Below are 22117 nucleotides of genomic sequence, written 5' to 3' on the forward strand. Positions count from 1 at the left end.
TTAACTCCTCCGGAGATTTTTTTTTGTAGCCATTTTAAAGATTTTTTGTTGTTTTACCAAAGTTAATAAAACAGCGAAGGGAAAAGCTACCGGAGGTTTAGTTCAACAAGGGTTCTGCTATAGTGTTGCGAAACTGCAAAGTTCAATAGAATTTCTTCGATTGAACTTTTGTGCAGAATTAAAGATTTGTACTTCGATTCCTCACCATCGTGAATACCCGAAAAGTTACCTGCAATTTTAACAAACATATACACAAACAAACTATGAAAGGAATTTGTAAACTTTATCATTTAGAAACTGAGCTTCAAGAAAGTCATATTTTTCCAAAATTTGTTATCAACTACACAAAACAAACGGGCTCAAAATATTTAAGAAGTTTTATCGAACCTGACAAAAGAAAGCAGGACGGCATAAAAAAATATCTATTAGGTCGAGATGCAGAACAGGATTTTTCGAAGAGAGAAAAGTGGTTTGCAGAGAAAATTTTCAGACCATATTTAGCTGGAGTTCACATTCTAAAATATGATGAAAATCTTTATTATTTTACAGTTTCATTTTTATGGCGGATTTTAATTTCAGAACTTGACAAAGAAGATCTTAGTCACAAGTGGTATTATGATCTAATTATAAATGCTGAAAAAGAGTGGCGTGAATATTTATTAAATGCAACAATTCCACAAAACTTTAACAAAATATGCATATTACTAACCGACAGAGTTAAAGAAAATCCAACAGATTTAAAAGGAGTAGATTTCTACTTAACTAGAGTTATGGATGGGACTATCGTTGATAACGAACCACAAACTTGCCTTTTAATTTATGGCAAATTCAACAAGTTTGTTTTTTGGGCAGTTCTAAAAAATTACGGTGATGAAAATACATTAGGTGATGTTCTAATTAATCCAAAAGAAGGTATATTAAATATTCCTCAAGATTTAACTTATTTTCCAATTTGCTCGTTTTTAGGAAATAGAATAAAGGTTGTTGAAAATATGCAATACCCAAGCGACGACCAACAAAATAAAATAGAAAATGAAATCTTAAATGATAACGATTTTTGGAATAAAGAACTCGGACAATCTTTGTTAAATGACTTTAATTTAGATGACAAAAAATAAGTGCAGATAATAGGTGTACAAAAAAAAATTCCTGACAATGATGGGAGTTTTCCGATAAAATGTGAAGAAAGAGCAATACAAATTTATCCATATTTAGCGAATGCTTTGCTACTACAAGTAGAAACCTATACGAAGCAGTTCCAAAAACTGATGAAAGAGCTACAACAGATATTCAGGCTATATTAAGCGATCCGAAAGCCAAAGAATTGTTTGATCTGATGAATAAAGAATATGCCCACATTCATAAAATAGGTTATCGTAGTATGCCTGAAAATATGTATCTGGATTGGTTGGTGTCTTTGAAAACTGAAAGGGCAAAATATGAAGATACAAGGTTGCAGAAATAATATTCATTCGGTGACGGAAAGTATTCAAAAAACTTCTATTTAAAAGCTTACTACTCATTACTTTTTTAATTATATTATCTAACGTCTATATCATAGTCGCTTTAGTAGACGTAATAATTTTAGTATATTTATGATTAGTTTTTACTTGATAAAATATCGAAAATACTTGTATCTACCGTAGTACATAGCTTTAAGAGTGTTGAAAACAGAAAATCTCTTTTCCGTTTTCTATATCACTGATTTTTGAACGGTCAATATTGCCTGCTAATTTGGCAACTTGTTGTTGTGTTAACTTCTTTTCTTTCCTTTTTTTCTTTAAAGAATTACCTATATCTTTATATGCTTGACAACTTTAAACATAATTGATAGGCGGTGCCATAACAAAAAATCCCACCTGTAATTAGTAACGCTTTAATTGCGAGAGCTTAAAATATTCATTGACATCAAAATCAAAAAACTCTCTGAGAGTAACATTTAACTCTTTACAAATTATTAGTAATGTCTTGAATTCAGGATTAGTATTCCCCCTTTCTAACTCCCCTATAGTCTTTTTTGTCAAACCAGTCCTTAGTCCTAATTCATCTTGTGAAATAGGATTGCCAGTCTCAGTATTGATTATCTTTTTTCGTAATTCGAAAATTCTGTAACCAACAGCCTTTTGCGATTTGATAAGTTCTAATTCTGTCATTTATTTGTAAATTTCCCGGTTTACAATTAAATTTTAGGATACCTATAAGTTACCATTAAATATTTTTACTATATTTGTAAAATATAAAGTACAATAGATGTACTTTTGCGATACTTCAAAGAAATATAGAAGCTATTCGCTTAGAATCTCGCTTTTGAAAACTGGTAATTTTTATGCAACGAGAAGATAAGCAGAAGGCTCACGACCGCGGCGTGAGTCTCATCCTCTTATCTGTTGCAAGGTATACCAGTGCCTCAAAAGCGGATAATGTTGAGATTTTCACGCTGTTTTTTTTTCGATGCTGTCCGCCTTTCTCTACAATTAATTCTAAGCTACTTCCACAAAATACAGTATCAGACTGCATTATACAATGGGGTGTACAATCCATTGCGGCTTAACAGCTTTCACGAGACACAAATTTCATTCATATTCAAATTTTGACCTGTACTGGCAGGAAGTGTTGTGCACTGGCAGGGCTTCCTCCCGAAAGGTCTATCAAAAAATCATCACACGAAACAGACAGTAAAAATTAATCAACCCAGAAACCAATAGAAAAGCCCTTTCCGCAAAGTTGACGCCGAGCAGGAAAGAGCCAAGTTTAACGAATTAAACCATTCAAAAGTATGAAAAATATTTTTTGCAGGGGACTTTTGTCCCTTGTTTTTACACTTGTGGCAGCCAACACATCCTTTGCTCAAAACAAATCTCTTAAAGTAGGAGAATCTCTTCCCGAAAGCTTCTGGACAAAGCCTCTACAAGTAGTCAACCACCAACAAAAAACCTTCAGCTTTACCGCAGATAAAGACAAGCTCATCCTGCTGGATTTCTGGGCTACCTGGTGCAGTGCCTGTCTGAAGAAATTCCCACAAATGGAAGAACTCAAAAAGAAATTCGGTGATAAGATTAACATAATAGCAGTAACCGACCAAGACGGGGCAACGATTGAAAAATTCTTTGGCTCTGCCAACGGACAGCGTTACAAAAGTGTTTTATCAGTCGTGGACGACAAAATGCTAAATCAGATGTTTCCTCATACTGCTGTCCCTTTTATTGTTTGGATAAAAGACGGAAAAATCATCAATACCACAGATGGCGGACAAGTCAATGAACAAACCATTACAGAGGTATTGAAAAATGAAACATCTTCTTTGCAGACGGTCATTCAGATAGATAGAAAACGTCCGCTGATGCTTTCTGATAATTTTGAACTGGAAAAACTGAGTAACATTTTAGGTTATAATCTTTTCGCTAAAGGAAGAATACGGGCAATTCCATTTGGTTCAGGGTTTCATAGAGATGGAGAAATCATTTATGGAAGACAGTTTACCAATTTTTCCTTAATGAATATCTACAGAGGTATTTCGTATGAATTATTTCGAGAGTTCGGAGATAAATTTTCGGATAAACGTCTGATAAATCTTTTAAAAAATCCCGAAGCCATCGATTTCAATACTACAACCGGTGGGAATTTTGAGAAGCTGTACAGCATTGAATACATTGTTCCAAAAGAAGAAGCTAATAATCTATACACTAGAATGCTTAGGTATGTCAATGAAATTCCAATTATGTTGGGAATATCGAAAAGAAAACTGTTAAATGCTTAGTTCTGAGAAGGACTTCAGGTATTGATAAGATGGCATCGAAAGGTGGTGAACCTATCGGAAATGTATTGAAATCTCCTTATATGCTCCGAAATGTCAGTCTTGATTTTTTACTATCCTCCCTAGCAACCAACGATATTACAACATTACCTGTAATAGATGAAACAGGCTATCTGGGAAAAGTCGATCTGAAATTCTCAAGTTTTCAAGATTTGAAAAGCATTCAAAAAGAACTTTCTGCATATGACCTTGAATTGGTTGAAATCGCAAAGGAACTGCCTATGTTGGTGGTAAAGGACAAATAACACTAACCATTAAAATCATAGTGAACAATTTAAACTCATTCAATTTCACCCAAGTTATACCTATGAAGATTTTGTGAGAGGTATTGTGGCAGAATCCAAAGGAGAAAAAATTGAGTACAAAAATATAAATAAAGCCCTCGGTAAGTTTGCCGAAGTTGCTTTGCAAAATTATCAAGATTCAAAAAAAGAAGTTTCACAAATTTCAAAAGAAAAATGGATAGATGAACAATTTGATTATTTCGTTGAAAAGATTGCAGAAGATTTAAATAATGAGAAATATTTTAAACTCACTGATAATGTCAATATTGTTGATTTAGAGGAGGATGCATTTTTATATATTGGTGCAAATTGGAAAGGTTACGAACATAGAATGCTCTTTAAGGATATAAAGAAAGCTTACTTTGATGGTAACTCTATCCGAAAAGATTTATCCCAAAATATGAATATTTCAGGATCTGCAAGACAACATGCTACTTATTATGTATTAATTCTACAAGCATTTTTAAAATTTATAAAAGATAAAACCATACCAGAAATTGATACTTTGAAAGTTGTAGAGAAGCCTTACATCCTTATCATAGACGAAATTAACCGTGCTAATCTTTCCTCGGTTTTGGGCGAATTAATATATGCTCTGGAATATCGAGGCAAGACAGTAGATTCTATGTATGCAGTGGAAGATTCTACACTTCAAAACAAAAATCAAATTATCCTTCCTCCAAATTTATACATTATAGGAACGATGAATAAGGCAGATAGATCTGTTGGACATATTGATTATGCGATTAGAAGAAGATTCGCCTTTGTAGATGTTTTGCCAAAGAAATTAGCAGATGAGAAAATTATTTTTAAGGATGATATTTTCAAGATAGTTAGCGAATTATTTATCAAAAATTATGATCAATACATAAGTGATGAAATGGTAGATTTAATACCAGCTGATACACTGTTTTCAGATTTTAAACCTCAAGATGTTTGGTTAGGTCATTCTTATTTTATTCAGAAAAAGGATAAGAATGATAAGGGTGAAGAAATTTTGATTCCGGAAAAATTTTCAACCAGAATTCAATATGAAATAATTCCTATTTTAGAAGAATATATCAAAGATGGAATTTTAAAAGAATCAGCAAGAGAGGTTATCAAAACATTAAAAGCAAATGCCGAAAGTGCTTAAAATTTCAGAACATATTGAGTTTTATGAACGAAAAGACCATTTATTTCTTTTCGAGGTAATTAATGAATGGGAATCTTATTTCAATCAACCAATATTAGATGATTGTATTGCAATTGATGAAGAGAATAACTATGTTTCTATATCACTGAATCTAGATCAAAACCAACAAGAAATACAAAAAAAGTACTCTTGTAATATAAATTCATCCTACTATATTGGTTTGGATAGGTTTCCGAAAATGGGTTTAAGTGTTTACATAGAACCTAAAATGAATACCAAAGAAATAAAATTAGATTATGTGAAAATTCTTTTAGAATCATTACAAGAGCCTAAAAATTTTGATCATTTGGATGGATTATTAACAACCAAGTTCGATGAAGAATGGATAGAAATTGAGAATACTTTGCAACCTTTATTAACACCTTTTCTCATTGCTCAATTTTTATCTGTGGTAAAAGACTTAGTTAGAAAAGGACTAAGAAAATCATATTACGATAAAGTAGAAAATTTAAACAGTAGAATTCGAGGGAAAGTATTGGTTGGTGAACAAATAAAGAAAAACATTTTAAAAAATCAGATTACAAAGACCGTTTGTAAATATCAAGAATTTGGAATTGACACAGAGGTTAATCAGTTTATAAATTATGTTTTAACTAAAGTTTTGGGGCATTTAGAATTGTATTCTAAAAATTCCGAACTACACAGAAATCTAACAGAATTATTAAATTATTGTACAGGTGGTTTTTATCAAGTTAGCCCGAAAATATTTAGGAATCTGAAGTATCAGGAAAAAAATCCTTTTTATAAAAACTATAATAAAGCAGTTCAATTGGGCAATCAGATATTGGCATTAACCGATCATAATATCGCAAAAAGTCTAGACACAGACAAATCATTACATCCACCTTTTTGGATCGATATGAGCAAACTTTTTGAGTTATATGTTTTCAAAAAACTACGAGAACGTTTTCCATATGAGGGAGAGGTTAAATACCACCAGAAATACAATAGACATGAGCCAGATTTTATTTTAAATACTAACTGCGGTTTAAAAGCGATTGTTGATGCAAAATATAAACCCCGTTACAAGAGCGGAAATCCATCTATGGAAGATGCCAGACAATTGGCAGGATATACAAGATTAAATAGCATTTACAAAGAATTGGGTATTTCTAAAGACATAATTATTCCAGCATATTTCATTTATCCTGCCGAATTAAGCACTGAACAACTTGAAACAAATTATAGTGAATATTTTACCAATGAAGGATCAGTAGAAGTTGCGCAGGTTTTAGATTGGAAAATTAGAACATCTTCAATTTATAATAAAATGTATTTGCAAGAGATTAGATTAGTAAATAACTAAACTTCATACAGGTGAATTTGATTAATATCTAGTTTACTTACTAATTAAATTTCTATTTTATTTTACAATATAAATACCTGAAAATTCAGTACATTTGTAATACAATAATATCATTTATTACTATATTATTATACTAAATACCACTATTATGTTATTTGTTCCTTTGTCAAAAACTCAAAAAAAATTAGTTGATAATATCCGGAAAAGACGATTGCAAATGAATCTGACACAGGAAGGTTTGGCCGAAAGATCGGGTGTTCCTTTACCAACTCTCAGAAAATTTGAACAAAAAGGCTTGATCTCATTAGATTCATTTTTAAAATTGCTTTCTGTTGTTGGTGGTTTAGAAGAAATGGTTGATGCTTTAAAACCGAAAGAAAACAATTTTAAATCTATTGATGATGTATTAAAATCAGAGGAAAAGTCTATTAAAAAACGAGGAAATAGAAAATGAAAATAGCCATCAAAGAAATAAAAGTAGGATTGAATTTTGGTTCTGGAATTCAACCCGTTGGACGTTTGGCAATTCGTAATGGCATCATCTATTTTCAATACGATGAAGAATTTCTGCAAACCAATTTAGAAATTTCACCTATAAAACTTCCTTTGCAACGAGACGTAATAGAGCTTCCAAGAGATCCTTTCGAAGGTTTGGCTGGTGTTTTCAATGATAGTTTGCCCGACGGTTGGGGAAGATTGCTCTTTGATCGTATGCTTCGCTCGGAAGGAATTTCTTCATCTGATATTTCACCACTTGACCGTTTAGCGTACGTTGGATTGCACGGTATGGGCGCATTGATTTATGAGCCGGATCAAAGTCCAGATAGTAGTAATGAGATGATTGATTTGGACGTGTTGGCTACTCAAACAGAAGACGTTTTGCAAGGTGATTCAGAAGAAGTGATCGCAGAACTTTTGGCTTTGAACGGATCCTCTGCTGGAGCACGACCAAAAGCATTGATCGGCGTTGATGCAGAGAGAAAAAATATATCCTACGGAGCGAATTTGTTAAGCGATAATTTTGAACCTTGGATGGTGAAATTTCCAAACTCATTAGATGGAAAAGATGCTGGATCAATAGAATACATTTACGCTTTAATGGCTGTAGATGCAGGAATTAAAATGCCTGAAGTCCATTTGTTTCCGTCACAAAAAGGTAATGGCTATTTTGCTGTAAAGCGTTTTGATAGAGAAGGAAATAAGCGTCTCCATATGCATACGGTGAGTGGACTCGTTCATAGTAATTTTAGGTTTCCGTCTCTTGATTATGAAGATTTATTATCATTGACGAGTGTTTTAACCAAAGACATTCGAGAAGTAGAAAAAATGTTTCGGTTAGCAGTTTTCAATGTTATGGCGCACAATAGAGACGACCATGCTAAGAATTTTTCGTTTCTGATGAATGAATTTGGAGAATGGAAATTATCACCCGCTTACGACCTTACTTTCTCATCTGGACCAGGTGGAGAACAAAGCACTATGGTAATGGGAGAAGGACGAAATATTACCGTCAAACATCTTACTAAATTAGGAAAGGAAGCTAAACTATCAAAAGAATTCATAGAGAATGTTATTGAGCAAACAACTTCTGCACTTCGTAAATGGTCAAATTTATCAGAAGATTTTGGAGTTAGTAAATCCAACAAAGAATTGATAAGTAGATTAATTAAAACATTTTAATAGAAAATTTGAGCTATACTTGTTAGAATTTTAAATTATTTTCGTTCTAAAAATAGATGAAAATTGAGGTGTACAGGCGAAATGTATCAATTATCACTGTCGCATTCGGGAAGTGTTAATTGTCTAATTTACAATAATTTATAAGGTTGGAGGTGTACAAAAGTGGTACAAATGAATTTTTAAATTTAAGATAAAATATTGTAAAATATTGGTTTACAAGTGTTTAACGTGACGAGATTCGTGCGGAAAAGTAGAAAAAAAAGATGTTGCAGCATCTTAATCGTGTACCACTTTTGTACACCTCAATCTATGTAAACCACCATTAATAAACACTTCTATAGATACTGTATCGAAAAATTTCTAAAAAAATTTATTTGATTCTACCATGTTACTATTTTACGTAAACAACTGATAATAAGATGTTATTACTTTCGTATTGGTAAGTAAAAGACGTTCAAATTACATTAAAATACAGCCACATCTAAAAGTGTGGTTTTTTAATGAATCAACAAATCAAAAGCAATCGATATTCCCCATCATTTTCAACAGGAGCTCTGTGAACACAAGGTAAAAGCTCTTGTGAAGGATGATCTACCGCCAATCGCCAAAGATTTCCTATTCCTAAATTTGTTGGAATTGCATCAGGTTTTGCCTCATAATGAAGATCGAAAAAGTTTTCTTTAAAAAAGTCTTCTAACTCTTCCTCTGGTCCGTCGTGTAGCTCTTTAAGCTTTTCTCTGATTTCTGGTATCAGAATTTTTTGTTCAACATGATCGTTAGGTATAATATCGCTTGCTGCGCCGTGATAAGTACATAAAAAAGTATCGGTACCAATTGGCGAACGATCTACATGAAAAGAATATACATCTGTCGAAATGAAATCAAAATCTTCATCTCGTTCGTAGTTTTTAAGCAAATTGAGGGACGGCAATGCTCCGAAATCTGTTAATAGCTCTAAGTCATTTAAAATAATTTCTCTTGCTAACATTCCTTTTTCTGATAGTTCTAAAGCTAAAAGATCTTCAATAGAAACTTCTGTAATGTTCTCTTTTAATTGAAGCTTAGAAACAATTTCTTCAAAATCTCCATTCAAACTTCGAGTCCAGCAGATTGCATTCACCGTTCCTTTGAATTTGGTGTTTATTAATTCGGGAAAAGAAGAAACTACTCCAACTTGATTGTTATCAGAAAATGTATTGCTCATATTTTAGAATCAACAATTTAGTCGTTTAATTCTTTTGCAAAAATAAAGAATAGATTAGAAGATAATGTTCAAAATCTTTGAAAAATAATACATTCTAAGAATTTTCATTTCTATTCATACTCCAGCTTTTTAGCCAACTTATTATCCTGATAACAATAAAATTCGTACGCATGTTTCTTACCGAATGAGTACACTTTTTCAAGATAAATTTTATCATATTCCCCGAGTAAAGAATTGTATTTTGGTTTTATATGATCCGGCAATTCGTCAGATTTTATAGGTCTTTCAACTTCAAAGACATCATCGAAAGCAAATTCTATTACAAAATCGGTATTTCTCCATGAGATTACAGATTCTTGCTGAGCAGCGGAAATAGAAATTTTGTCCTGCTGAATTATTTTTTCGGAAGTTCCTATCAACAATAGAAATCCTGAAAAAACCATCGCTCCATACCCAATTTTTTTAAAAAGAAATTCGCTGAGGTAAGGCAGAATATACTTCACTGTAAATGAAGAAATCACCGTTGCCACTGCAATCGTTAAACCTAACCATAATGCTGTTTTAGAATATAAACCGAGAGAAATATAAATAATGAGTTTTATAAAATGCAGAAAAACTTCATTAATGGCTCTTGTAGCAACAATTTCTTCTTTCGTAAGTCCGAAACGTAAATAAAATCGATTAAAAAGCAATCCTATTGCGCCCGTAATTCCTGAAACCAAACCTGCACAAAACCCGATGATTATTAATATAAATTTCGGGTAGGCTTTCTGTTCCTGAATTTCTTTTTTCTTTGATTTAAACAATTCGGAAAGATTTAAAATCAGAAAAAAAGCGACAATAAACTGCAAATAATTAGGATTAATGTATTTAATCAGCCAAGCTCCCAATAAAACCGAAGGGATGGAAAAAGGCACAAACCAAAAGAAAATCTGCCATTTAATGTGTTTTTTGAAAACGGCAATTCGAGATACAGAGCTTGTAAAAGTTCCGATCGTTAAAGAAAAAGGAACTACAGAACTCGGAATTAACAGATTGAGAACAGGAATCAAAATCAGACTTGCGCCACCGCCACAGATTGCGCTTATCCAAAATGCGAGAATAGTTCCAAAAAACAAAAGTGCTATATTGAATATCATTTTTAAATTTTAGAAATTTTTAATAAGACCAATTCCGGCATTTCCTTTTTGATAATAAGGCATAATCATCACTTGTGATTTTTCCTTTTTTCCTCCTAAAAGATTATTGATTTTTGGGTATAACCAATACGCAAGTTCGGTCGATAAAATTCCAAAACCCGCACCTGCAAATACATCACCAAACCAATGTTTATCATTCAGCATTCTGTAAACTCCGGTAAAAACAGCAAATGAATACCCCGAAATTCCCAACAGAAAATTGGTGTCTTTATATTCTCTGAACATAAACTGCGCTGATGCAAAAGCAACCGCAGTATGGCCAGAAGGAAAAGACAGATGATTTGATCCATCCGGTCTTTCTTCCTTGGTTACATGTTTTAGCGGAACTGTAATTGCTGAAGTAATCAACATCGAAGTTCCGTAAATAATACTTCGATCTCTGAAATTATGTTTGCCTTCCACTCCAAAAGCATTTAAGCCATAAACCATTGCAGCAGGTACAAACTGAGTATAATTATCGAGTCTGATGTGATCGGGTTGATGCTCTTTAATTTCGTCTTTTGTAGAAGAATTCAGCTGTTTGAGTTCTTTGATGCTTAAACTTGCCAAACCATAAGAAATAAACGAAGCCGGAACAATCAGTTTTTTATAGCTGAATTGATGCGTTTTATCTTCAATATCAAGTTTTGAAATATTTGCACTATCCTGAACTGCATTCTGCATCAAACTGTCTTGTGCAAACGTTTTGTGAAATCCTAAAAATGCAAATAGTAAAATGGGAAGGAAACTTTTCGTAAACATACTTTGTAGTCTTTATTATGATACAAAGTTGCAACTCAATTTAGAAGAAATTTAGAAATTTCGCGTATCCATGCATGTTATTTCGATTTCATTTTACCATTTTTAAATCTTTCACTTGCAGTTTGATAATAAGAAATTGTTTCAGAAACAAGATCTTCATTTTTAAAGTTAACTTCCTGCAAAGATTTATCGGTTGGAGACACGGTAAACTGCTTCACTCTTTTTCTGTCATCAATTTGGGTGAAAAGATCGTTTCTAAGCAATCCTAAAGTACGGTAATTGCCTATAAAAGCTCTCTCCTCTCCTACTTTGGTTTTATTAATATCTTTTCCGTACAAACTGGTAGTGTAGGTCCAGTTCAGATATCCGAAAAGCGAAGGCATAAGATCGATCTGAGAAGTCAGTCGGTTGATTTCCTCAGGTTTTTGTTTAAGATTATAAATAATCGCAGGAATATGATGTTTCGCAATATTGATTTCCCATTTTCCGGCGCTGCTTGCACAATGATCTGCAACCACTACAAAAACAGTATTTTTAAACCAAGGTTTTTTCTTTGCATCATTAATAAATTTTCCTAATGCATAATCTGTATATTTTACAGCACCATCTCTTTCGCCTTGCGGAAGGTCGATTTTTCCGTTAGGAAATGTATAAGGTTTATGATTGGATGTTGTCATAATAAACTCAAAAAACGGTTTATTTGAATTACTTTCTTTATCTGCATATTTTATTGCCTGTTTGTATAGATCTTCATCGCAGATTCCCCATGCATTTTCAAAACTCACTTCCTCATCTTTTATTTGAAAACGTTCAGTTTTTATCTTTTCTGATAAAGGATTTCCGCGGTCTCTGTCTACAATCGTAAATCCTTGTCCGCCGAAAAAGTTATTCATATTATCAAAATAACCATCACCACCGTAAATGAAATAAGGTTGGTATTTTTTCTCTTTTAAAATAGTTGCCACAGAAAATAAATCCTGATTATTTGGTCGTCTTACAATACTGTTTCCAGGAGTTGGCGGAACGCACAAAGTAAGCGCTTCCATTCCACGAACAGTTCTGGTTCCGGTTGCATAAAGATTGGTAAAGAAAATGCTTTCTTTTGCCAACTGGTCATAATTGGGAGTGAGATGATCTTTATTTCCGAATGCACTTAAAAACTCTGCACTGAAGCTTTCGATAGTAACCACAACGATATTTGGTTTTTGCTCTCCATCACCTTTTGTAATTCTCGAAATATCATCAAATTTAGCAGAAGTATAAGTTTGATTTTCCTGCAAAAGATTTTGTTTTAAAATTGAATATGCTTTTTTATCTGAAATTTTAGGATAAAAGGCTTCATAATCAAGTTCATTTGATCTGAAAGCTGCAAGAAACGAAAATGCCCCATTTTTTCCAAGCTCATTATCTACAAGATTATTGCTGAAATCGGCATATTTATTTTTCATTAAAAATCCCAAAACAATCGTGAAAATCGCTACAGGAATCACAAAAAATGAACGTTTTTTGAAGTTTACTTTATCTGAAAATATATTTTTAAAAACTTTAAATTTTCTCATCATAAAAAACGTCAAAGCAACCAAGCCAATTAAAACTGCGATAAGCAAAGGCAACGGATAAGACTGATTGATGTTTTCTACAACTTCGTAAGTGTAAATTAAATAATCAACTGCAATAAAATTAAACCTTGCTCCAAACTCCTCCCAAAACGGAATTTCTGCCAAAAGACTGAAATAAAGAACCAAAAGAATAACTGCCAAATAAAAATAAGTGAAAGCTTTGTCAAATAAAGAACCTATCCATTTTTTTGGAAAAATTAAAAGATAAAAAAGGTAAAGAAATAAGAATAATGATCCCGAAACGAAATCATATAGCAAGCCTGTAAAAAATATTCTAAGAATATAAATAAAATTAAAATCTACATCTTTTGACGACCAGATAAGAAATACCACTCTTATTAAAAATGACAATAAAATATATAAACTTAGAATACTGAAAAATGCAGAAAATCTACTGTTAAATACTTTTTCTGTAAGATTTGAAAGTTTTGTTGAGGACATGCTTTACTTTTTAAGGTGTAAAGGTGTTGCTCAATTTAGAATTAATTTAGAATTTTAAAAATCTACTGTAAAAATGTGCTGACTGTTTTCAAAGGTATAAGAGATTTTCCAATTTTGAAATTTGCAGATTTCATAAATAATGGCGAGACCCAAACCGCTTCCGTTACTGTCTGTAGAAAGCCTAGAAAATCTTTTAAACAAAAAATTTTCGTTGAGTTTTTCCGCTCCGGAATTGGCAATCTGAAAAGAAGAGTTCATCAGTTTTATATCGATAAAACCATTCTGAGTCGTGTGTCGAATCGCATTGACGATTAAATTATTGATCAAAACCTCTGTTAAGCTCATGTTTCCATTTACAAAAACTTCCGCCTCAAATGAAGATTGTACTTTAATGTTTTTTTGTTGAAAATGTTCTTCCAATATTTCAATACTTTGCTCAACTACATTATTCAGCAGAATATTCTCAGTTGTATCAAACTGACTGTTTTCAATTTTAGCAAGCAACAAAAGGTTTTTATTGATCCTGGAACTTCGGGTCAAAGCTCTGTTCATATCTTCTACAATTTCGTATTGTTTTAAAGTTAAATCCTTATCCTGAAGAAGAATATCTAATTTGTGCTTAATAATTGCCAAAGGCGTCTGTAATTCGTGGGATGCATTTTCGGTAAATTCTTTTTGGGTTTTATAGACAGAAATACTGTGTTCTATCAATTTAGATAAAGACTGGTGAAGTTCTTCAAACTCTGAAATATCGGTTTTTTCAAACTCTATTTTACTTTGATGATTCAGGTTAAAATTTTTCAGCTTTTCCAATGTATTTCTAAACGGATTCCAAACCACCGCCGAAATTCTCCTATTGAGAATTAAAAGTCCTGCAACAATAATCGCAAAGAAAAATGCGGTGTTGAGCGCAATCGCTGCAATGGTTTCACGAGATTCTTCAATATTGGTCTGTACCGTAAAAAGAAAAGGTTTATTATTGATGTAAACTACTTTTTCCAGACAACGGTAACGTTCTATTTCAGGTTCCGCAGAAAAAGTTTCGGCTTTTTCAATAGTAAAATATTGATCTCTTTTTCTATTGTCGAATTTAAGTTTTTCGATATTCGTTTCCGGCTGAATGTTGTTCCAAAGCTCAATACTTTCATCCAAAGCTTCATCAGACAATTTCAGATGATTAAATTCATACGCCGTTTTTTCTGCAATCGTTTTGTTGTGCTCATCGAGTTCACTCTGCCAAATTGTATCTACAATAAAATAGTAAACGGGAATACTCATTAACAAAATAACGAGTACATAGATAATAAATGGTTTTGTGGTTTTACTTAAAAGCGGTTTCATTAAAAATTATAAGTTATGAATTATAAGTTTTTCGATTTTGTTGCTATAATGGCGCTACGAATCATTTTTAATATTTTTAATGTATAACAATGTATTTGTAGAGTTTTACAATTCTTATTACAAAAATAAAGCTCTTATCTTTCAAAATATTCTTTTTATCATTCATAACTTATAACTAATTATCGGCCCATTTATAGCCGGTTCCGTAAACTGTTTTAAGATAATGTTCGCAACCTGCATCGTATAATTTCTTTTTGAGGTTTTTCACATGAGCGTAAACAAAATCATGACTGTCGAGCATATCTGCCAAATCACCCGAAAGATGTTCTGCCAAAGTACTTTTAGAGATGACTTTATTTTTATTTCCTATAAAATAAAGAAGCAGGTCAAATTCTTTTTTTGTAAGATCAATATTTTGATTGTTAATCATAACCGTTTTAGCTAAAATATCAATCTGAAGTTCGTTTTGAATAATAATATTAGAATTATTAAACTGTTTTCTTCTGATAATAGAATAAATTCTCGCCATGAGTTCAGAAAGATGGAAAGGCTTGGTCAAATAATCATCGGCTCCCAACTGTAAGCCTACAATTTTATCTTCCAAAGCATTTTTTGCGGAAACAATGATGACACCATCTTGTTTATTCTGTTTTTTTAATTCTTCCAAAATAGTCAATCCGTTTCCATCGGGAAGCATGATATCCAAAACAATGCAATCGTACTGGAATATTTCTATTTTATTCATTGCCATCGCAAAAGTCGTGGCAAATTCGCACAAATAACTTTCCCCGGAAAGATATTCTGCAATACTTTTAGACAATTCTGTTTCGTCTTCTATGATTAAAATTTTCACAGCAACAAATTTATGGATTCAATTTAGAAGAAATTCTGAATTAAAATAACACTAAAGATAAGATTTAAAATAGATCAATCTTCATAAAAATAATATCAATAATAATACATGAGCAAAAACTACAAAATATTTTAATCTAAAATCCGTAACTTTGCGCCCTACGAAAAATTTTATGGAAAGTATTCAAGTTCACGACAAAACTTTTGTTCCCTATTTAAAGGATGCCGAAATTCAGGAAATTGTAAAGGCAACCGCTCTAAAAATCTATGAAGATTACAAAGACGAAGTACCTGTTTTCATTGGTGTTTTAAACGGTGTTATCATGTTTTTTTCAGATCTTCTTAAACATTACCCAGGACCTTGCGAGATCGCATTTATCCAGATGAGTTCTTATGCAGGAACAGAATCTACAGGGATTGTGTATCAGAAAATGGAACTGACAAAAGATGTAAAAGACCGTCACATCATTCTTGTAGAAGACATCGTAGACACAGGAAATACTGTTGAAAGTCTTTTTAAATATTTTAATGAAACACAACGTCCGAAATCTGTTAAAATTGCTTCATTCTTATTGAAACCGGATGTTTATAAAAAAGATTTCAAGCTAGATTATATCGGAAAAGAAATTCCAAATAAATTTGTTTTAGGATACGGATTGGATTATGATGAATTAGGAAGAAACCTATCGAATCTATACCAATTGGAAGACGGACAAATCAACCATTAAACGCTGTTGGCTATGAGCTCACAGCTTTTAGCTTAAAAAAGTAAAATAAAGAAATAAATTTAATAATAACTAAAAAAGCTGAAAGCAAAGTTGCAAATCGCCAAAAGCAAATTGCCTATTGCCTAAAGCAAAACAACATTATGATAAACATTGTTCTGTTCGGTCCTCCAGGAAGTGGAAAAGGTACTCAAGCGCAAAACTTAATCGAGAAATTTAATTTAAAGCAAATCTCAACAGGTGATCTTTTCAGATTCAACATGAAAAATGATACCCAATTGGGAAAACTGGCAAAATCTTATATCGATAAAGGAGAATTGGTTCCGGATCAGGTAACAACAGATATGCTGATTGACGAAATCAGAAAACCAAGCGATGCTGCAGGATTTATTTTCGACGGATATCCTAGAACTGCAGTGCAGACAGAAGCTTTGGAAAAAATTGTAAAAGAAGAACTGAATGATAATATCGATGTTTGTCTTTCTTTAGTTGTTGAAGACTCTATTTTGGTTGAAAGATTACTGAAAAGAGGTGAAATCAGCGGAAGATCTGATGACAGCAATGTAGAAATTATCGAAAACAGAATAAAAGAATACTACACAAAAACAGCAGAAGTAGCCGAACTTTACAAACAACAAGGTAAATATGTAGAGATCAACGGTGTAGGAGAAATCAACGAGATTTCTGAAAAACTTTTTGCTGAAGTAGAAAAAGTAAAATAAGGAATTAGGGTTTAGGGGTTAGGTAATAGTTATTTACGCTAAATCCTAAGCTCTAAGCCCTAAATCCTAAGTTAAAAATATATGTCAAATTTTGTAGATTACGTAAAGATTCATTGTAAAAGCGGTCACGGAGGTGCGGGTTCTGCCCATCTTCGCCGTGAAAAATATATTCCTAAAGGTGGTCCTGATGGAGGTGACGGAGGTCGCGGAGGACACATCATCATGAAAGGAAATGCCCATGAATGGACTTTACTTCCCCTTCGATACACCCGTCACGTAAAAGCGGAACGCGGACAAAACGGAGCAAAAAACCAGTTAACAGGAGCATACGGAGAAGATGTTTACATCAACGTTCCTATTGGAACGATTGCTAAAAATGAAGAAGGAGAAGTTGTAGGTGAAATTCTGGAAGATGGTCAGGAAATCATCTTAATGGAAGGTGGAAAAGGTGGAAAAGGAAATGAATTTTTCAAATCATCAACCAATCAAACTCCACGTTTTGCTCAACCAGGAATGGACGGACAAGAGGGGTATATCATTTTCGAACTTAAAATCTTAGCTGATGTAGGTCTTGTAGGTTTCCCAAATGCAGGAAAATCTACACTTTTAGCTTCAGTTTCTGCTGCAAAACCAAAAATTGCCAATTACGCATTTACGACTTTAACACCCAACTTAGGAATTGTAGATTACAGAAATTACAAATCTTTTGTAATGGCAGATATTCCGGGGATTATTGAAGGTGCTGCAGAAGGTAAAGGTCTTGGTCACAGATTCTTAAGACATATTGAAAGAAATTCAATTTTATTATTCTTAATTCCTGCAGATTCTGAACACCATTTTCAGGAGTTTAAAATTTTGGAAAACGAATTGAAAGAATATAATCCTGAGCTTTTAGATAAAGATTTTATTATCTCTGTTTCTAAAGCCGATCTTTTGGATGATGAACTGAAAAAAGAAATCGCCGCAGAATTTCCGGAAAACAAAAAACCGTTATTTTTCTCGGGTGTTACCGGAGAAGGTTTAACGGAACTGAAAGATGCTATTTGGAAAAGGCTTCACGGATAAAAATAATATTGTGCTATAATCGTTGATTACAGCACAATTTCTTTCATAATTCTCCGTTTCATTTTTAAATTAAACTTAAAAAATTATGACTAAGAATTTTTTTTTAGCCCTTTCAGTCACAATTTCGGGACTTATTAGTGCTCAAACTCAAGAATCTACCTCTGATGCAGATTTTAAATTTGGCGTAAAAGCAGGTTATTCCTTATCAAACATGAAATTTTTTGATGACAAATTAGATTCAAAATCTTATTTCTATGCAGGTTTTGTAGCAGAAAAGCCTCTTTCATCAAAAGTAGGCATTCAGGCTGAAGTTTTATACACTCAGATTGGCGGTACAGATTCTCTTCCTTTGGTACAGCTTATTGGCAGCGAAATTGTAGAAATGGGAAATGTTGATTTTAATTATCAATTTACTCAGATTCAGGTTCCGGTTTCAGTAAAATACTATTTTATTCCAAAATTTTCTGCTTCTGCAGGAATGAATTTCGGTTTTAATCTTTCTGAAAAAGTTAAAACCGATGAAATTGTAAATGGTACAGATTCTCAGGATTTAGTTGGCTATAAAACGCTAAACCTCTTCCCTTTTCTTGGTGCAGAATATAAAATAACAGATAAAATTTTTGTTGACGCGCGATACAACTTCAACTTTTTTGACACACACAAAAATGGTTTTGAAACAAAAATTGGTTTTCTGCAAGCTGGTTTAGGATATAGATTTAATTAAAACATACAAGAGAAACTCAAAAGGTTTCTCTTTTTATTTGGAATACTTATTGAAAGATTTATATTAAATAAAAAACAATGAAATATTTATTAAGCTTATTGACAATAATTTTTCTGTTCTCATGTTCTTCACAGAAAATGTCTTCGTCAAAATACTCAACCATAGAATATGAAGCTGGAGCTTGTTTTGGTTCTTGCCCTATTTTTAAAATGACCATCAATCCTGACCGAACAGCTATTTTGGAAGCCGAACATTTTAATTTTTCGAAAGAGTTTTCAAAAGGAGAATTTAGTAAACCCAGAGAAGGAACATTCAAAACAACTATTAAAGAAGCTGATTACAAAAAACTGGTTACACTTCTTGACGATTTAGATATAAAAAGTCTTAATGAAAAATACGGTTCACGGAATATTACAGATATGCCGACTTCTTATCTTAGAGTAAAATTTAATGACGGATCATCTAAAAACATCGAAGATTATGGAAAACGAGGAACTGAAAAACTGATTACAGTTTACCAATTTTTCGAGAATTTAAAGCACAATCAGCAGTGGGAAAAGGTTCAATAATTACACTTAAAATTATTTAAACTATCTTTGCAACATATTTCGCGGCATTCTCAGCCAAATAGTAATTGATATTACTTAAAAATTCTGTTAAAATTTTTGGCAGATCTGCTAAAAAATGATGAAGTATACTGCTTCGACCGCATTATTTTAATACGCAATATATATTTTGTTATTTACAGACTTAAAACTAATTAAGCCCATCTTAGATGCGCTTCAAAGCCAAGGTTACGAAAAACCAACTCCAATTCAGGAACAAGCGATTCCATCGATTTTAGAACACAGAGATGTACTTGGTACAGCACAGACAGGAACAGGTAAAACAGCGGCTTTTGCTATCCCAATTCTGCAAAACCTTACAGAAAGAAAAGGACCGAAAAATAATCATATTAAAGCATTAATTCTTACTCCAACGAGAGAATTGGCTATACAAATTGAAGAAAGCTTCAATGCATACGGAAAAAATTTACCCTTAAAACAACTGGTAATTTTCGGTGGTGTAAAACAGGGAAATCAAGTGGCAGCTTTGAGAAAAGGTGTTGACATTTTGGTAGCAACTCCGGGAAGATTGTTAGATTTTATTGCACAGGGAATTATTTCTCTTAAAAATCTTGAAATTTTTGTTTTGGATGAAGCCGACAGAATGCTTGACATGGGATTTGTACACGATGTAAAAAGAATTATTAAACTTTTACCCCAAAGAAGACAGACTCTTTTCTTCTCTGCAACAATGCCTACAGAAATTCAGAAATTGGCAGATTCTATTCTGAATACTCCTATAAAAGTGTCTGTAACGCCAATTTCTTCTACTGCAGAAACTATTAAACAATCTATTTATTTTGTAGATAAAGATAAAAAACTGGATCTTCTTTCTCATATTTTACAAAATAAAATTTCTGAATCTGTCTTAGTTTTTTCAAGAACAAAGCACGGAGCAGATAAAATTGCTAAAAAACTACAAGCCGCTAATATCCCGACAGAAGCGATTCACGGTAATAAATCTCAAAATGCGAGACAGAATGCTTTAAATAATTTTAAATCAGGAAAAACACGTATTTTGGTGGCTACAGACATTGCAGCGAGAGGAATTGATATTGATGAACTGAAATATGTGATCAACTTCGAGCTTTCGGACGTTGCAGAAACTTACGTTCACCGAATCGGAAGAACAGGTCGTGCCGGAGCTGAAGGAAGTTCACTTTCTTTCGTTGATGGTTTAGATTTATTAAATTTAAAAGATACAGAGAAACTGATCGGAATGAAAATTCCTGTCGTAAAAGATCATCCTTATCACACCGATAATTTGGTTGTTGAGAAAAGAGATTCTAACAACAAACCTTTTACACCGAGACCAAAACCAGCAAATCCTGGTCAACAGAGAAAAGATGTCGGTTTTAAAAAGCCAAAGAATAAAAGCAATTTTTCTAGAAAGAAATAAAATGAAAGCCTTCCGATTGGAAGGCTTTTTTGTTGAATCTATAATTGACTGTTATCTGCAATTTCTTTCTGTGACAGAAAGCAAAAGCTTATGATACAGAAAGGTAAAGCTGCTGCGAGATAAGTAATATTGAGATAATTAAAAGTTGTTTGTCTTAACAATTGTTCGATAATGTGACTGCACATTAAACTAAACACAAGAATTGTTGACAGATAAAAAATATGTTGGATTTCTTTTACAATAAATGATAAAAGAACAGATAATAAAAGAAAAATTAAGATGATAAAAATATTAGACTGACCTTGCATTCCTAAAGGATTATAAGCTAAAATGTAATCAAAATTTTCAGCCGGCAAAAGTATTGATAAGAGCAATAAGGTAATAGTGGTAAGATACATTGAAGTAAACTTAATTTTCTTTGTCCACGAAGCCATAAAAAATGGTTTACATAAAAAAAGAATTAAAGGAATAATCACCACAGTTCTTGTAAGGCATAAGACACCCAAAATAATACCTAAAAGTAAAGGTTTCTGAAAATAATTATTTTTATATTTTTTATTCCAATAAATAATAAAAAAAGAAACTATGATAAAAGACGAAATGAAATCGCTTTTACAGACCGCTTCATAAATAAAAGAAAGAGAAAAAAACATCATCAAAATCCCTAATAAACGGATGTTGTTGGTTTTAAATTCTTTTATGACAGCAAAACTAAAAAGCACTAAACTTACAACCTGCAAATATCCTACATTTCCAATAAGATAAAAACCCACCAAAAATAAAAGCTGACCAGGCAAATAAGAAGGAACATTTCCCATAAAATTTCTGGTGCTGTAAATATATTTTCCATGAAGCCAGTAATCAAGCGAATATTCGACAGTTTGCCAACGATCAATCTTCAGGGCATAAGGATCTTTGGTAAGGTGTGATAAAAACAGATAGATAATACCTGTAACAATCACTAAAACATAAATAGTTTTTGAGCTTAGTTTTAATTTATTTACAATAGAATGATAACTAAAATAGAATATTCCATGAATAAGAATAAAAATTACAGCCAAAAATAAAATGGGCACTTTTTCCTGACGAGAGCCGTATTTTACTAAAAATAAAAAATTGATAATGAAGTAAATGATAAAAATAATTATTTTCATCATTCTTGAATCTTCTAAAAATTTAAACAAAGTACTCTTCATTAATC

The 22117-nt window shown here is 32.4% G+C and carries 22 protein-coding genes; 13 read left to right on the forward strand and 9 right to left on the reverse strand.

Annotated elements, in window-relative coordinates; translation table 11 throughout:
* Positions 1–263: 263 nt before the first annotated feature.
* Positions 264–1118, forward strand: a complete 855-nt coding sequence (locus FDY99_RS03780) for a hypothetical protein (RefSeq protein ID WP_139419289.1) — start codon at positions 264–266, stop codon at positions 1116–1118.
* A 537-nt stretch (positions 1119–1655) separates the two neighbouring features.
* Here the strand turns inward: FDY99_RS03780 and FDY99_RS03785 are convergent.
* Complete coding sequence (locus FDY99_RS03785) at positions 1656–1796, reverse strand: helix-turn-helix domain-containing protein (protein WP_228448922.1); 141 nt, start codon at positions 1794–1796, stop codon at positions 1656–1658.
* A 69-nt stretch (positions 1797–1865) separates the two neighbouring features.
* A complete protein-coding gene (locus tag FDY99_RS03790; RefSeq protein WP_139419291.1) occupies positions 1866–2153 on the reverse strand; it encodes a helix-turn-helix transcriptional regulator in 288 nt (95 codons plus the stop codon).
* A 623-nt stretch (positions 2154–2776) separates the two neighbouring features.
* On the opposite strand from FDY99_RS03790, the gene FDY99_RS03795 reads away from it, so the two are divergent.
* The 6 genes from FDY99_RS03795 to FDY99_RS03820 all read left to right on the forward strand — a co-directional run bounded on the left by FDY99_RS03795 (position 2777) and on the right by FDY99_RS03820 (position 8279).
* On the forward strand, positions 2777–3757 hold the full coding sequence (locus FDY99_RS03795) for a TlpA family protein disulfide reductase (protein WP_139419293.1): 981 nt from the start codon (positions 2777–2779) through the stop codon (positions 3755–3757).
* A gap of 29 nt (positions 3758–3786) precedes the next feature.
* On the forward strand, positions 3787–4059 hold the full coding sequence (locus FDY99_RS03800; protein ID WP_139419295.1) for a hypothetical protein: 273 nt from the start codon (positions 3787–3789) through the stop codon (positions 4057–4059).
* A gap of 85 nt (positions 4060–4144) precedes the next feature.
* Entirely contained in the window at positions 4145–5233 is a 1089-nt protein-coding gene (locus FDY99_RS03805; RefSeq protein WP_139419298.1) for an AAA family ATPase, read from the forward strand.
* A complete protein-coding gene (locus FDY99_RS03810) occupies positions 5226–6599 on the forward strand; it encodes a 5-methylcytosine restriction system specificity protein McrC (RefSeq protein ID WP_162304134.1) in 1374 nt (457 codons plus the stop codon). The genes FDY99_RS03805 and FDY99_RS03810 overlap by 8 nt, the downstream gene beginning before the upstream one ends.
* Positions 6600–6747: 148 nt before the next feature.
* On the forward strand, positions 6748–7053 hold the full coding sequence (locus FDY99_RS03815) for a helix-turn-helix domain-containing protein (RefSeq protein WP_139419302.1): 306 nt from the start codon (positions 6748–6750) through the stop codon (positions 7051–7053).
* Entirely contained in the window at positions 7050–8279 is a 1230-nt protein-coding gene (locus FDY99_RS03820; RefSeq protein ID WP_139419304.1) for a type II toxin-antitoxin system HipA family toxin, read from the forward strand. The genes FDY99_RS03815 and FDY99_RS03820 overlap by 4 nt, the downstream gene beginning before the upstream one ends.
* Before the next feature lie 505 nt (positions 8280–8784).
* Here the strand turns inward: FDY99_RS03820 and FDY99_RS03825 are convergent.
* From FDY99_RS03825 to FDY99_RS03850, 6 genes are all read right to left on the reverse strand, one after another.
* Positions 8785–9483, reverse strand: coding sequence for a DUF1826 domain-containing protein (locus FDY99_RS03825; protein WP_139419306.1), 699 nt, complete (start codon positions 9481–9483; stop codon positions 8785–8787).
* Between the two features lie 110 nt (positions 9484–9593).
* Complete coding sequence (locus FDY99_RS03830) at positions 9594–10622, reverse strand: sulfite exporter TauE/SafE family protein (protein WP_139419308.1); 1029 nt, start codon at positions 10620–10622, stop codon at positions 9594–9596.
* 9 nt (positions 10623–10631) lie between these two features.
* Positions 10632–11423: a phosphatase PAP2 family protein gene (locus tag FDY99_RS03835; protein ID WP_139419310.1), complete on the reverse strand. Its 792-nt coding sequence runs from the start codon at positions 11421–11423 to the stop codon at positions 10632–10634.
* A gap of 77 nt (positions 11424–11500) precedes the next feature.
* Positions 11501–13483 carry an LTA synthase family protein gene (locus FDY99_RS03840; protein WP_139419312.1) on the reverse strand — a complete coding sequence of 661 codons (1983 nt, stop codon included), beginning with the start codon at positions 13481–13483 and terminating at the stop codon, positions 11501–11503.
* 54 nt (positions 13484–13537) lie between these two features.
* Positions 13538–14824 (reverse strand): sensor histidine kinase, encoded by a 1287-nt coding sequence (locus FDY99_RS03845; RefSeq protein ID WP_139419314.1) that lies wholly within the window; start codon positions 14822–14824, stop codon positions 13538–13540.
* 175 nt (positions 14825–14999) lie between these two features.
* On the reverse strand, positions 15000–15677 hold the full coding sequence (locus tag FDY99_RS03850) for a response regulator transcription factor (RefSeq protein WP_139419316.1): 678 nt from the start codon (positions 15675–15677) through the stop codon (positions 15000–15002).
* Between the two features lie 172 nt (positions 15678–15849).
* On the opposite strand from FDY99_RS03850, the gene FDY99_RS03855 reads away from it, so the two are divergent.
* The 6 genes from FDY99_RS03855 (at position 15850) to FDY99_RS03880 (ending at position 20916) form a co-directional block, all read left to right on the forward strand.
* Positions 15850–16404 (forward strand): phosphoribosyltransferase, encoded by a 555-nt coding sequence (locus FDY99_RS03855; RefSeq protein WP_074229582.1) that lies wholly within the window; start codon positions 15850–15852, stop codon positions 16402–16404.
* A 140-nt stretch (positions 16405–16544) separates the two neighbouring features.
* Positions 16545–17123 carry an adenylate kinase gene (locus FDY99_RS03860; RefSeq protein WP_139419318.1) on the forward strand — a complete coding sequence of 193 codons (579 nt, stop codon included), beginning with the start codon at positions 16545–16547 and terminating at the stop codon, positions 17121–17123.
* 81 nt (positions 17124–17204) lie between these two features.
* The gene (obgE, locus tag FDY99_RS03865; protein WP_139419320.1) at positions 17205–18188 is read left to right on the forward strand and encodes a GTPase ObgE; all 984 of its coding nucleotides are present in this window, start codon (positions 17205–17207) and stop codon (positions 18186–18188) included.
* Between the two features lie 85 nt (positions 18189–18273).
* The gene (locus FDY99_RS03870; RefSeq protein ID WP_139419323.1) at positions 18274–18912 is read left to right on the forward strand and encodes a porin family protein; all 639 of its coding nucleotides are present in this window, start codon (positions 18274–18276) and stop codon (positions 18910–18912) included.
* Between the two features lie 77 nt (positions 18913–18989).
* A complete protein-coding gene (locus tag FDY99_RS03875) occupies positions 18990–19481 on the forward strand; it encodes a DUF6438 domain-containing protein (RefSeq protein WP_139419325.1) in 492 nt (163 codons plus the stop codon).
* Between the two features lie 166 nt (positions 19482–19647).
* Positions 19648–20916: a DEAD/DEAH box helicase gene (locus FDY99_RS03880; protein ID WP_139419326.1), complete on the forward strand. Its 1269-nt coding sequence runs from the start codon at positions 19648–19650 to the stop codon at positions 20914–20916.
* Positions 20917–20954: 38 nt separating this feature from the next.
* On the opposite strand, the gene FDY99_RS03885 is transcribed toward FDY99_RS03880, so the two are convergent.
* Complete coding sequence (locus FDY99_RS03885) at positions 20955–22112, reverse strand: hypothetical protein (protein WP_139419328.1); 1158 nt, start codon at positions 22110–22112, stop codon at positions 20955–20957.
* Positions 22113–22117 lie beyond the last annotated feature (5 nt).

The sequence above is a fragment of the Chryseobacterium mulctrae genome (genome assembly GCF_006175945.1).
In the GTDB taxonomy this organism is placed as follows: domain Bacteria; phylum Bacteroidota; class Bacteroidia; order Flavobacteriales; family Weeksellaceae; genus Chryseobacterium; species Chryseobacterium mulctrae.